Origin of the sequence: Vibrio neptunius, assembly GCA_019339365.1 — a bacterium.
In the GTDB taxonomy this organism is placed as follows: domain Bacteria; phylum Pseudomonadota; class Gammaproteobacteria; order Enterobacterales; family Vibrionaceae; genus Vibrio; species Vibrio neptunius.
Genome location: CP079859.1, coordinates 2,311,914 through 2,326,193 on the forward strand (window position 1 = coordinate 2,311,914; position 14,280 = coordinate 2,326,193).

Below are 14,280 nucleotides of genomic sequence, written 5' to 3' on the forward strand. Positions count from 1 at the left end.
CCTTTCTTCCTGTCTACAATCTAAGGACATTATGACATTGAATTTCAGCGCAGATTGGCAGCAGAAGCTTGCCTCTTTAGACAATAAAAAAAGCGACTTTCTTAGAGACGCGCTCTTTTTACTGTCTGAAATTAACCCTGACGCGTTAGCTAATAAACCGTCACTCGTTAACTTCGTGTCACGTCTTATTTCCTTCTTAGATGGAGCTTTGTCAAAGCAACTTGACAAAATCCTCCATGAACCTGATTTTGAACATCTACACAGTAGCTGGCTGGGATTACAAGGCCTTGCAACCTTGCCAATCAATAAGCAGCGTACCAAGCTCAAGCTTCTTGATATGGATTGGGATGAAGTGTCAACCGACATCAACCAAGCATACAATGTAAAAGCTTCCAGCCTATTCAACAAAATAGGTAACAAGGAGTTAAATACGCTGGGGGTAGCCCATTTGGTTGTATTGTGTACACGCATCCAATCTCTATCGATATGGACTTCGATGCGGACTATGACGACCTTTTTACCGTCGAGCTATTGAGTAAACTCGGCGAATCAACCCTTTGCCCGATGCTTTTCTCACCCGATGAGAAATTCTTTGTTGATCCCGGAGCTGATTGGCTTTCAGATATCAATAGAATCGAAAAAATCATCACCGGCCCAGACTACGGCGCTTGGCAGTCTTTACGCACTAAATCAAGCTCAAGGTTTGTCGGTTTTATTATGCCTTCAATACGAATGAGACAATGCTATAGCAATACCAAGGCAGGCTTCATCTACAACGAAGTCGGCACCGGGCTTTGGGGCAGCGCGACCTTTGCGTTCGCCGCTACCATCATGCGCGAATATCACCGCGTAAATTGGTTTGGTTTTCTCAAATCGCGTTGGAATGACAAATCTCAAGGTGCCATTGTAAACATCGACAAACATAACTGCCTATTTTTGCGCGAACCTCAGACCAGTGTGGTCCTTTTTGGGCAGATATCGACGTTTTATGCACAAAATGGATTTATACCCTTGACCAAAAGTCCACTCAGCGACAAATACTTTTTCAATGGAAACAACTCCATCTGGCAAAGCGGCGCTTCTGACAACGAGAAAATCTTAACTCAAATTCAGACTAGTCTGATGTCTTGTCGCATTGCCCACTATTTAAAGGTTCAGGTCCGCGAGATGCTTGGCAGTTTTAACACTGCGGCTGAATGTGAGTTGTTTTTAACCCAATGGATTGAAAAGTTTGCTAGTAATGTGACTTATGCGAACGAAGAAACGCTCGCTAAATACCCATTAAGCTTCGCTAAAATCAGCGTTTCAGAATCTGAAAATCAACCTGGTAGCTTTGTATGTACATTGAGGATTGTCCCCCAATATCAATATGATCACTTCACTGGCGAGGTCATTTTAACCACAGAACTGGATGAGGCGGCCTAATGGGATTTTGGAAAACGTTTATAGAGCCGAATAGCTCAAGCCAAAGCGAAGAGATTGATGATATCAAATATCACCTAACTAAACTTCTCGAGTCTGAATCATCCCTAGTCGATATTGATGATCGATTCACAGAGCTACAGCGTTCTAATTTGCGCTTTGGCATAGAAGATGTTCAGCTCTTGAGTGCCAGCTTAGATCAGACCCAACTAGCATTGCGTCTAGAAAGTTATATCAAGCACTTTGAGCCCCGCCTTACTCAGGTAATGGTTGAGTTACTTGAACGTAAGGAAAATGAGAACGCACTGGTTTTCAATATAATCGCTAGAGCAAGAACCTCCAAAGGAGAGCAAGAACTGATATTCGACTCTAAGATTTCACTCAACGATTTAACCACGGTAATGACGGAGGATAGTTATGACTGATCCTTTGATGCGTTACTTTGAACAAGAGCTGACTTTTGTAAGGCGTGCCCTAGGACAATTTGGTCAGCAACACTCAGAGCATGCAGAACGCCTCAATATTCATCAAGGCCAGATCGAAGACCCCAGCCTCGCTCGTTTGCTCGACGGCGTTGCGTTACTCAACGCCACGGTAGAAAAGCAGCTTTCCGAGCAACTCCCTGAAGTTGTACAAGGTCTACTCGGTGTGCTCTACCCTAGTTACATTCAAACTATTCCTAGTGCCGCCTACCTACAGTTGTCTCATGAGGAAGATGTTTCAGAGTCTGTTCTGATTCCGAAAGGTTCGCACTTTACCTCAGAAGCTAAGGGAAAACTTTGCCAGTTTACCACCGTTGATGATTTAAAGACGGCGCCATTCTCCTTAACGGATACAGCAGCAGCCAGCGCACCATTCAAGTTTAATCGTCCAGCTGGCACTGAGCAGTCTACTGCTGTTATTCAACTTTCGTTGTCAACAGGCGATCCCGACACCTATTTTTCACAACTGAGTCATCAAGATTTAGATCTCTTTGTGCAAGGTTTTGAGAACAACGCAGACTCACTGGTTGAATTACTGTTAGGTCAAACTAAGGCGGTATCCATCTCTGATAGCGAATGCAAAAAACACGTTGTTTTACCAGCAGAAAAGCTAAAGAGCCGCATCAGCGATCTCAATTTTTTGTTTTTGCCACAAAAGGGCAATCAGTTTTCAGGTTTTCAACTAATCAGCGAGTTTTTCTTTTTCAAAGAGAAGCGCCAGTTTTTTCGCTTAAAAGATTTTGGGCAAGCCATTAAGCAATTCGACTGCGCTGACATCAAGCTCAACTTATTTATGAATTCGATACCAACCGAGTTCATGCGTTTATTTGACAATCAAGTGTTTAAACTCGACATCATTCCTGCAGTCAACCTGTTTGAACAAACGGGCGAGCCGACGAATTATGACCAGAGATGCTTAAGTATTCCTGTCAACGCAGATGCACACAGCGAAAGTGATATTGAAGTTGTTGAAGTCAAAGAAGTATTCGAGATCACCCCTCAAGGGGAGAAGCCGTTAATTCCTTTGTTTAGAGATAGCTATAAGTCAAACCCAAATGCAGATTATTGGCAAAGCTCTCGAGATATTAATGGTCAGTTTAAACTTGCCATCAGTTTAAGACCTAATCACGACCTTGAGTTCAATAAACTCTATGGAACACATCTTCTGTGTACCAATGGAAAACAGGCATGTGGTATTAGCGGCGACATGGAATGCCTTGAAAGCATCGATTTGCCAGGTTCCTTTAAGGCTATTTACCCACCGACTGCGCCCATTGAGCGAGAACAGAATCTGAATTTGCACTGGCAATTTGTTGGCTTACTGAATGGTAACTTTTCGTCCCTTCTCCACTCAGATAACCCAACAGAAAAGCTCAAGCAGATGCTTCAACTATGCAGTCGTGAGCAAGTATCAGCAGAAGAAATTCAGACAATCCATAGCGTCTCAATTAAATCTCAGGTTTCAGCTTTACGTATAATGGGTAAGAACGTCTTCTCTCCTGGCACTGAAATAGAGTTGACACTCGATACTCAGAGTGGGTTCCTTGTATTTAGTGATGTTCTCAATCGCTTCTTCCAACAGTTTTGTAGCTTTGACCGTTATATCCAGCTGTCTATCCGAATCTATGGAAGAGATGGTGTTGCCAAGCGCTACCCTAAAATTCATGGGAGCCAACTAGCAATGTGATTGTTGGTTGAGAGATACATATGACATTAATTAGCGATTTAACCCAACATCCTCAACAATACGATTTCGCTCAGGCGATGCGATTACTGAATCATTGGATAAATCAAAACCCGAATCGGGTAAAGCTTGAACTTAAAGCGGAGGCAATGCCTACCGGCGACGCGAGCGAAATACAGTATTTTTCATTTAAAAACAATCGCTTGAAACTTAGGTTAGCCAAGCAGGCATTGTCTGGTGTCAAAGGTGTCATACCAAACTATATTTACGAGGAACTTTTATCCGCGCTTCACAATGACGATCATGCACTGAAAGATTTTCTTGATGTATTCAATCAGCGTTATTTTGAAATTGTTAGCCAACTGGAAACAGGTTCTTGGCTTGTTGTTCAAAATGAACTTCAACCAGCAAAAACGGCATTACTCAACCATATTGCTACACTTAACAACAAACATGGAAAGTATTTTCAGTACTCCATGTTGCTTAACCAAGGTCAGAGAAACCTTAGTACCCTGAGTCAAATGCTTAATGACTATTTTCCGTTCGGTATCAAAGTCTCGACTAAAACTCATGAGCGCCGTCAGCTTCCATCTGACTCTCTGACTCGATTGGGTCGGAAAGAGCAATTCAATAGTCGGGTTGGACAAGGTTTTTTGCTCGGAAAAACCTGCTTAACGCATTTTAGTCATTTGATGGTTTATATAACCCCAAAAACGGAAAATGAGTTGATCGCGATCCAAGCGGATCCACTGCTGGCAAGCCACATGAAGGAATTGATTCAGCATTATTTGCAAGACAATACTCCGACTTCTGTTTACCTCAACGTAAAGCGGGAGTATCTGAATAGACCTCGTCTATCCAGCAACAAATACAACGCGGCGAAACTGGGTGAAGTTGATTGCCTAGCGCCGGAAAGGAAACCACAACAAATAGTCAGTATTCTCCTGAAGTAACGCACTTCAGAGCCAAAACGAGTTGGGTATTAAAGACGTATTGATGCCTTTTGAGATACAAGGAAAACGGTATGACGCAAGTTACGCTAACAAATCTAGTCGCCAAGTTGTCACCAGAATTGAAACAAGCACTTGAAGTTTCTGCTGGGGCCGCTATGAATCAAAATGTCCCTTCTATTGAGACAGAACATTGGCTGTTGCAGTTGCTTTCACAGCAAGACAAACACTTAAATAGCCTCATTCAGTCACAAAACCTATCTCAGGATAATTTGGTCAACGAGCTGTCCTCGAAGATTGCTCGTTTTCCAAAAGGGAATGAGGGTCAGCCAACGCTTAGCCAAGCACTCACCGAAATCGTAAAAGACGCTTGGATGATTGCTTCGGTAAACTATGGCCATGGTGAAGTTATAAGCCTTCATTTGGTTCAAGCCATGCTGCAACAAAACGTACTTGGAATGAACACTCTGCAGTTGGAAAGCTTACAAAGTGTATCATTGGAGTCTTTACAAGGTCTTATCAACAAAACAGCCGTTGCACGTTCTAAAACCAGTGCCGCCGCAGATGGCTCAGGCGGAGCACCTGTCGGTAACGATGCACTCAGCAAGTATACAACAAACCTGACTCAGCAGGCTCTCGATGGAAACATAGACCCAATTTCGGGACGCAATTCAGAAGTACGTAAAGCCATAGACATTCTTTGTAGGAAGCGCCAAAACAACCCTATCATGGTTGGGGAACCAGGGGTTGGTAAAACAGCAGTTGTAGAAGGTTTGGCATTGCGCATTGCGGCCAATGAAGTTCCAGGCGCACTTCAAGGCGTACAAATTCATTCGTTGGATCTTGGTTTGCTGCAAGCAGGTGCGAGTGTAAAAGGTGAATTCGAGAACCGACTCAAAGATGTGATCAACGAAGTAAAGAATAGCGAAAAGCCGATTATTGTTTTCATTGATGAAGCTCATACCCTAATTGGCGCAGGAGGCGCGGCAGGCCAGAACGACGCAGCAAACTTATTGAAACCCGCTCTTGCTCGCGGTGAGTTCAAAACCATCGCAGCGACCACATGGGCAGAGTACAAAAAGTACTTTGAAAAAGATCCGGCATTAACTCGACGCTTCCAAGTCGTGTCGATCGAAGAACCGAATGCAGAAGACGCGAAACAAATGCTTCGTGGTATTGCGGCGTCACTGCAAAAACACCACGGCGCCTTTATCGCTGAATCCGCTATCGATGCCGCAGTTCATTTGTCTATTCGCTACCTACCTAGTCGCCAGTTGCCTGATAAGGCGATTAGCTTACTCGACACTGCAAGTGCTCGTATCGCCCTTACTCAAGGCGCTAAACCTGAAGTTATTGAAGCACTTGAGCAGACGATCCGTTATCAGCAAAATGAAAAAGCAGCGCTAGAAAAAGAGCACGCTCTGTTTGGCATTGCAGAAGATGAAATTGCCGAACTCACTGGCGAAATTGCAGATAACGAAAAGAAACTCGCAGATTACCAAGCTCGTTGGAAGAAAGAGGTCGATTTCGTTGACCAAATCAAAGAGCTTCAGCAAGAAATCAGCGATGAACAAACCGAAAATAGTGTTGATAAAGCCAAGCAAGACAAACTGAATGAACTTATCGATCAGTTGGGTGAATTGCAGGGTGAAGAGCCGCTGGTCAACGCAATGGTTGATGACAATACCATCGCTCAGGTCATCGCTAACTGGACTGGTATCCCGGTCGGAAACATGATGAGTGATGAAATCGCTCGACTTTTATCTCTAGAAGAAGAACTAGATAAGCGTGTCATCGGTCAAGATGTAGCAAAACAAGAACTAGCCAAAGCGATCCGAATTTCTCGTGCAGGCCTTACCGACAGTCGAAAACCGATTGGCGTGTTCCTCATGTGTGGCCCAAGTGGTGTGGGTAAAACCGAAACAGCCATGGCGCTTGCAGAGCAACTATACGGTGGTAGCAACGATCTGACAGTAATCAACATGACCGAGTTTAAAGAGGAACATAAAATATCTATGTTACTTGGTTCTCCTGCTGGCTATGTTGGCTTTGGTGAAGGCGGAGTTTTGACGGAAGCTATTCGTCGAAACCCTTATTCAGTCTTGTTACTCGATGAAATGGAGAAAGCGCACCCTGGCGTCCATGATCTGTTCTACCAGATTTTCGACAAAGGCCATATTAAAGACAGTGAAGGCCGAACTGTCGACTTTAAGAACACCATCATCATCATGACATCCAACGCAGCAGATCAGGCCATCTGTGATGTTTGTGCGGACAATAGTGAGCGCCTAAGCAATGAAGAGCTTCTCGAATCAATTAGGCCAGATCTTCAACACTACTTTAAACCTGCATTCCTCGGACGTACGACTATTGTGCCGTACTACCCATTAAACGATGAAGAATTGTCTAAAATTACTGAAATATCTCTCAATCGAATTAAGAAAAAACTCGCTGAGCAATATCAGGCTTCGTTTACATGGAATGAAGGCTTCGTAGAGTACGTCGTTGGCAAGAACACTGACCCTACGACAGGTGGACGCGCCGTTGAGCAGATCATTAACCGCTCTTTGATGCCTAAACTCGCAGAAGAATGTATCAGTAGATTGAGTCAGCAACAGCCAATCACTCAAGTTTCCGTTACGACCGCAAATTGTGAGGAAGGATTCGATCTTACGATTAAGTAAGTGAGAAAGACGAACAGCAAGATGGATACTGGATACATGATTAAGCCTAGACGATTTATCTCACTAAGAGCCAAACTCATCTTGGCAATTGTCTCCGCCTTGCTGTTCTCTAATGGGCTGAATACAACATTAAACTATCTCAATTTCGATAAACGACTCACCCAGACAAGTGATTCCACCTATCAAGTTGTGCTCGACGAAACGGATAATGATATTCGTCAAGCGATGAGCTTAGGTCTTCCCCTTTCCTCGATATCAAACATTCAATCTTTGATTGAAAGGCGCTCAGACCTTGTCGATGGCATCAGCAAAATTCAGGTCGTCAATCGTACCAATCAAGTATTGTTTACTACTGGTGTAGCCAAATTTGACACCGACAGACTACTGACTACGGACATAGTCAATACATTCAATGTAAAAGAAGGCGAGTTGAGACTTTACTACTCACCGCTATACCTAGAAAAAATCAAACAGACATTATTGTCTCAACAAATCATGGATACCCTTTTATGGGTATTAGTCGCAGCGGTAATAGGCTACGTTTTCCTGAACTCGCTACTTGATTTTCTGCTCAAAAAGTTCAGGCCGCCACCAAGGCAATCAACGACCAAGACCTTACTGATAGGCAAGTGATGCTTTCAGTAAGGAATTACATTATTGCAGGGCGCTCTGGGTCCAAGTGGGATAAAATGCGAGCACGATACTTTCCTCTGCTTATCATTCTACTCGCCATTATCTTAACCGTCGCCTCAAATTTAGCCAGTTCCTACCAGTCTTTGAGTAAATTCTCGATCGTCTACGAAAAGCAGCTTGAGCAAAAATCTAACCTAATTGGTGATACGCTATCTCATATGATTGGGCGCATCATTGACGAGGGGGTTCCTCTTGAGCGATTGGTCGGATTGGAGGAAGAATTTTCAGCGTATATTGAGCATCATCCTGAATTACTCTCAATTCGTTTGGAGAACAACAAAGCTGCTATCTATCAATATCCAAAATTTTTCCCAGATTATGTCGAGGCCAGTGAATTATCTATTCCAATAGATACCACTGGAATCATCAAGCTCCAAATGATGGCTGATACCAACATCATCCCTCAGATGATCAAAGACAGTATCATGGACATGATCACTGTCCTCGTTGCGTCAGGCTTGTTCGTTATCGAAATCATCCTGTTTATCTGTCATTTCATGATCATCAAACCGTGGAAACAAATTAAGCAGCTAATCGCAATGGGCGAAAACAAACAAGTACCCTATCTAGTACAGGTTCAATCTAATGACGAATTTGGTACCCTAATTGGAAAGCTTAACCTGCGGATAAAAGCGGCCTTTGCGCGTGAAAACTTACCTGAACGAAACATTCAGGATTATCGCTTTATCAGGCTCCCTTTGTTTATCTTGATTTTCTCTGAAGCGGCCTCCCTCGCCTTTTTCCCAAACTTTGTCGCCAGTTTACCAAGCAATCAAAACTGGATCCCTGCAGACTTAGTGACCAGCCTACCTATTTCACTCTTTATGTTATGTTGGGCAATTTCTCTTCCCTTTGCGGGTTACTGGTCCGATAAAGTCGGTAGAAGAAAGTCGCTGATCAGTGGTGGACTTATTACAGCATTTGGTTTGGTTGCGACAGCCTTAAGTCCTAATTTGGAGTTGCTGCTCATTGCCAGAGCACTTACTGCTGTTGGATATGGTGTCGTATTTATCTCCGCTCAGGGCTACGTCACTGACACGACGAACACGCAGAATAGAACCAAAGGTATGTCGACCTTCTTATCTGCTTTTTTCTCCGGTTCACTTTGCGGGGCAGCAATTGGTGGCGTCTTAGCCGACAAATTGGGCTACTCGATGACATTTCTACTTGCAGCGACTATGGCTGTCATAGGTGTGATACTGGTCATAAGCTTCTTTGACCGTGGAGAATCGAATAGCGAAAGTAAGCCCGTACAGCTTAGTGACTTTAAAATACTCTTAAGCAACAAGTACTTTGCTCTCATCACTTTTTTTAGTGCTATCCCTGCAAAAGTAGTCTTGACCGGTTTCTTGTATTACATCTGCCCGGTATATTTGCAGTCTTTGGGAGAGAGCAGCGCCGTTTCAGGACGAGTAATGATGACATATGGGCTGGCAATCATCATCATCTCGCCTCTCGCCGCGATGCTGATCGATAAGTGGAATAACAAGATCGCCTTTATCTTTGCCGGCGGTATCTTGTCTGCTGCAGCATTGATGAATATTATGTTATTACCGGGAACTTCTGGATTACTGATGATAGTAATATTAGTGGGTATAGCGCATGGCATATGCGTTTCTCCACAGGTACCGCTTATCATAGAGTTGTTATCGGATTCCGGATTAGATAAAGGCAAAACGATTGGTATCTTCCGATTGACGGAACGCATTGGCAATATTGCTGGCCCTCTGGTTGCAGGACTGGCTTTAAGTGTTTTGGGATTTCAAAACACGATAGTGCTGTTTGGCATTGCACTACTAATCAGTTCTATTGTTCTGCTTGGCTGTTATAGCTTATTTGTTCGCAGAGATAAGAACCAACTGGAGGTGCTGAAATGAAAGCGTTGTTTTTATGCTTGGTTATTCTTTTCCCGTTTGTAACATCAGCGGAAGATGCTGAAGATAAAAAACATGTCGTCATGATATTGTGGCGCGGTGTGACGGATGCCGAGCGTGGATTCATCGATTACCTGTCCGGAAAAATGAACGTAAGATACACCGTCTTGGATGCTAATCGTGACAAATTCGTCCTGAAGCAGCACCTAGAAAACATTGAGCATTTAAAGCCGGATTTAATCTATACGTTTGGCACGACTATCACCCTCAATCTTTTAGGTACTGAGCATAACCCTAGCCAATTCAGAGAGAACAGTGATACCCCCGTTGTATTTAGTATCGTAACAGACCCTGTGGGGTCGAAGATTGTTAACGCTTTAGATGAAGATGGGCGAAACTTTACAGGCGTCAGCCATATCGTTCCTCACGACGTACAGTTGAACGCCATCAGTCAGTTGAGTGGAATCCAAACCATAGGTATTATCTTTAATCCTTTAGAAAGCAATGCCGTAGTGACTGCAAGAAATATACAAACGCTTTCGGCAAGATTTAAGAAAGATGTATACTTGTATCCGCTAAGAACGAGGAACGATAAACCCGATTCTAGCTCCGTTGAAAAAGTCGTCGATCTCATGATTGAGGACGGTGTTCAACTGGCTTATCTTCCCCCGATTCGTACATCATTAGTCAAGGTAAAAGCATTGTAGACAATTTACATCAACAAGGTATTGCAACGTTTTCTGCAACCGAATCTCCTATACGAAAGCACGACGCACTGTTTGGTATTGTCAGTCGCTATTACAACGTTGGCCAGTTTGCTGGTCACAAAGCGGAACAAATATTAAGTGGAAAATACATACCCAGCGACGTCCCTATTGAGCCACTTACTCAATACTCATATATAGTTAATGTCGGTGCTGCTCGTACACTTAATTATTATCCACCCGTATCAATTTTAAAAATTTCCGAACTTATTGGAGGAAATGAATGGTCAGAATGATGCCGTATTTTACTTTCTGCCTAGCGATTTTTCTTGGCCTAGTTACTATAGCCAATGCTTCAGCACAAACGACTTTTGGTCCTGCGCGTTTGCACTTAACAACGCAGGACTGGCCTCCTTACCAGGACTATAAACATGGTCAGATGCAAGGTATTGCGTTGGATAAAGTGAAATGCGCTCTCAGTCATATGGGGCAACCCTATCAGATCACGATGACAGTCTGGTCAGACGCGCAGTTGCGAGTGCAAAGTGGTACTCAACACGGCTTTTTTGTCGCGACTCAAACAGCGGAGCGTGATGAGTATGCGACGTTATCAGCCCCGATCGCACAGCAAAAACTTCGTTGGTACTTTGGTCCTGGAGTAGAGCCTAAAATGGATGAGCTTACCAAAGTTAACCTTAAATTTTCTGCTAAATTTGGGTCCAACAAGTGGTTTTGGTTAAAGCGCAACGGATTCAACGTAGTCAAACAGCCTCGAGATGCTAAAGTATTACTAAAGCTTTTAAAACAAAGGGATATTGATGTCGCACTGGAAGATGAAAAAGTCTTTGAGAGTGAGCTAAAAGAAGCCTCTCTACCAGACGATTTTTTCCAGTCACAATTGATGGACACTCAACCTATGGGTGTTTACTTCTCGAATCGATTCCTTAAAAAATACTCTGGTTTCCTATCTGCATTTAATGCAGCGACTTTAAAGTGTGAGGGGTAACGAATGACTATTAGCATTCATTTGATTTCTGTACCCTCTGATGAGGTAGTCACCTCTCGCGTGGTGTACTTACCAAAAACAGGTGGTGAATTTGGAAGGGCAACATCTTGTGACATCTCTTTACCCGACCAAAGCAAACGCATCTCAAGAGTGCATGGCAGTATTCGTCTCACAGACAACGGATACTGTGTGAAAAGTACAGGCCAAAACAGCGCCGTACTCAATGACAAAAACATGGTCCAAGGAAAAGAGTACCCGCTCAACGATGGGGATATTCTAAAGGTAGAAAACTACACCATGCTTGTCTCGACACTCGTGACCTCGAATCAAGCTCAAGACGAAGTGAAAGACGATACGTTGTTTTCAGAGCCATTTTCTCTTCAACTAGATAACGACGAAATCGACTTTTTAGAAGAGGAACCAACCCCAGTGAACAGTCAAAAGAGCAGCCCGTTTTCTGAAGACAACGTACTAAGCGATGACCCTTTTTGCTGCGGACCCTTTTGAAGACTTAGACGCAGACGTGATTGCAGCCCATGTTGAGGTTGATGACATCCATGTTAAGGTCCCTCAAAGTCCCGAAGCCTCTGAGTTTCTGCCCGTTGATTCGAAAGTTGGTGCTCCTATCGAAGCATCACTTGAAAAACTTCTATCAATGACTGAAAAGAACCATAAATACTTGAGAAATCCGTCTCTGCACCATGAAGCTCTCTTTGAAGCTTTAGAGAAGACGGTAGATCAGTTCTTGAATGAGTTCGCCCCCAATCAGCTTGAAAGACAATTTAGTGATTACATCTCTGGTGGTATGTTTACCAACAAGGAGAAAAAGTACTGGAAGATATACCGTAAACATTTCCAGCACAGACAAGACAACGGTGACTTCAGGCGTCAGTTCAAAGCTCTCTTTATGGAGAATATGCAAAAACAAAGAGAGGAAAGTTAATGGCTAAGTGGTGTGTAGTTTTGGCTCTGTTTCTGATCGGATGTTCATCAGATCCTGTGCCTGTTGTGACTCAATACTCTTTAGCAATTAAGTCAGATACATCGACCAACCCTTCGGATTCCAATGAGTCCAATCCGGTAGTGGTTAGATTATACCAACTGACTGATGCACAGATGTTTAAGCAACAGCCTTTCATTGATTTGTACAGCAATGATACCCAGTTGCTCAGTGCCAACCTTGTATCAAAGCAAGTTTTACCAGTTATCATTCCGGGTAGTGAGCAAAAAATCACGCTAGATATCAATAATCAAACACAATATCTCGCGGTATTAGTCGAGTTTATTGATTACCAGCAAAGTGAGCCAAAGTCAGTTTCAATGTTGCCTAAAAACTCTGACGAGTATTTACAACTTAGTCTCTCAAGTGACAAGGCCAAACTAGAAGTTATTACGCCAGATTCTCCCTGGTGGAAATTGTTTTAATCATAAGATAGGGAAAGTACGTGGACGCATTCAAAAAAAGTAGTATGGCAAGAAGGTATGTTCATTGCCCCACAACATTTTCAGCAACAGGATCGATATGTACAGAACTACGTTCGCCAAAATATTGAAACGTTAGCCGGATTTGCTCCCTTTTATGGTGTCACTGAATTAACCATCAATCACGATTTGCTTAAAATAGGTAAGCTCTCTATCACTTCTTCAGCTGGTGTCTTTCCTGATGGGACTCATTTTGAGCTAAAAGAAGAAGTGGCTCGAGATATCCCTCAAGGTACAATCGAAACTATCGCTTTTCTCGCTTTACCCATTTCACTGCAAGGCAACAATGACTATGGGAGTGACGAATCAGAGCAAAGCCGTTATGTCACTCAATCGATTAGCGTGTTTGATACCTCAACATCAGAAAATGCCAGCGTTGAAATAGACGTTGCACAATTAAACATTTCTATAAAGCTTGCCGGTGAAGATACGTCGGGCTTTACTCTTATCCCGATATCTAAGATTCTGGAAAGTAACGAGTCTGGTGAGGTTGTCCTTGACCGTGCCTTCATTCCAGCTTGTCTTCACTACGGCGCGTCGACACTCCTCATGGAACGAATGAAAGAAATACACGCCCTATCTTCTAACCGCGCAACCAATTTGCTTAAACGTATTCATGCCGGCCAAGGGCAAAAAAGCCCGCAGTCGATGATGCAAGACTACCTTTGGTTACAGACATTGAACACTTGGCTTCCGTGGTTCGATCTCACGATTAACAACCCCAAATGTCAGACACATGATTTATATCTGGAACTACGTAAATTCGAAGCTCAAGTCATGGCTTTAACGCCTGCGATACCTGAACCATGCAGTCAGCTTCAGTATCAAAAGCTCTATGATAGCTTTAACCCATTGTTCTCTAGTCTGCGCAACATGCTAACGCTAGTCCAACAGGATTCCGTAATCGAGTTTAACTGGGATTCTTCCCTGTTTGAGCGTCGTCGCCTTCTAAGGACCTTGATAAAAGATACGGCAAGCGTCTCTAATCGTCGTTTTGTACTGGCGGTAAAATCTAATATCAGTAGTGCTGAATTGAACGAACTTTTCCCAGTCGCTGCAAAACTGGGTAACAATGCACGTATCGTCGAGCTGGTTAGAAACAGTTTATCGGGGATCGCATTGTCTCCCCTACCTGTTGCCCCGAGCGAGCTGAAACCAATGCAAGGCGTTGCCTACTTTGAAGTCGACACTTCAGACAGAATGTGGCTAGAGATGTTAGAAAATCGTGATGCGATAGCACTGCACGTTGATACTCGCATTGGTGAATTAGAAGTCATGTTGTACGCGTTGAGATAATGC

At 43.4% G+C, this 14,280-nt stretch carries 7 protein-coding genes and 4 pseudogenes; all 11 read left to right on the forward strand.

What is annotated here, in order from left to right; all coding sequences use genetic code 11:
• Window positions 1-31: 31 nt before the first annotated feature.
• The 11 genes and pseudogenes from KW548_10940 to tssK all read left to right on the forward strand — a co-directional run bounded on the left by KW548_10940 (window position 32) and on the right by tssK (window position 14,277).
• A pseudogene (locus KW548_10940) lies at window positions 32-1,425 on the forward strand (type VI secretion system contractile sheath large subunit).
• Window positions 1,425-1,847 (forward strand): type VI secretion system baseplate subunit TssE, encoded by a 423-nt coding sequence (gene tssE / locus KW548_10945; GenBank protein ID QXX05715.1) that lies wholly within the window; start codon window positions 1,425-1,427, stop codon window positions 1,845-1,847. The pseudogene KW548_10940 and the gene tssE overlap by 1 nt, the downstream one beginning before the upstream one ends.
• Entirely contained in the window at window positions 1,840-3,591 is a 1,752-nt protein-coding gene (tssF, locus tag KW548_10950; protein QXX05716.1) for a type VI secretion system baseplate subunit TssF, read from the forward strand. Before tssE ends, tssF begins: the two co-directional genes overlap by 8 nt.
• Window positions 3,592-3,611: 20 nt before the next feature.
• Window positions 3,612-4,541: a type VI secretion system baseplate subunit TssG gene (locus KW548_10955; protein QXX05717.1), complete on the forward strand. Its 930-nt coding sequence runs from the start codon at window positions 3,612-3,614 to the stop codon at window positions 4,539-4,541.
• Between the two features lie 71 nt (window positions 4,542-4,612).
• Entirely contained in the window at window positions 4,613-7,222 is a 2,610-nt protein-coding gene (tssH, locus tag KW548_10960; GenBank protein QXX05718.1) for a type VI secretion system ATPase TssH, read from the forward strand.
• 21 nt (window positions 7,223-7,243) lie between these two features.
• Window positions 7,244-9,792, forward strand: a pseudogene (locus KW548_10965) (MFS transporter).
• Window positions 9,789-10,789 (forward strand): annotated as a pseudogene (locus KW548_10970) (ABC transporter substrate-binding protein). Before KW548_10965 ends, KW548_10970 begins: the two co-directional pseudogenes overlap by 4 nt.
• Window positions 10,777-11,499 carry a transporter substrate-binding domain-containing protein gene (locus KW548_10975; GenBank protein QXX05719.1) on the forward strand — a complete coding sequence of 241 codons (723 nt, stop codon included), beginning with the start codon at window positions 10,777-10,779 and terminating at the stop codon, window positions 11,497-11,499. The pseudogene KW548_10970 and the gene KW548_10975 overlap by 13 nt, the downstream one beginning before the upstream one ends.
• Window positions 11,500-11,502: 3 nt before the next feature.
• Window positions 11,503-12,442: pseudogene (locus KW548_10980) on the forward strand (FHA domain-containing protein).
• Entirely contained in the window at window positions 12,442-12,924 is a 483-nt protein-coding gene (gene tssJ, locus KW548_10985; GenBank protein ID QXX05720.1) for a type VI secretion system lipoprotein TssJ, read from the forward strand. Before KW548_10980 ends, tssJ begins: the two are co-directional and overlap by 1 nt.
• 57 nt (window positions 12,925-12,981) lie before the next feature.
• The gene (gene tssK, locus KW548_10990; GenBank protein QXX05721.1) at window positions 12,982-14,277 is read left to right on the forward strand and encodes a type VI secretion system baseplate subunit TssK; all 1,296 of its coding nucleotides are present in this window, start codon (window positions 12,982-12,984) and stop codon (window positions 14,275-14,277) included.
• Window positions 14,278-14,280: the final 3 nt, after the last annotated feature.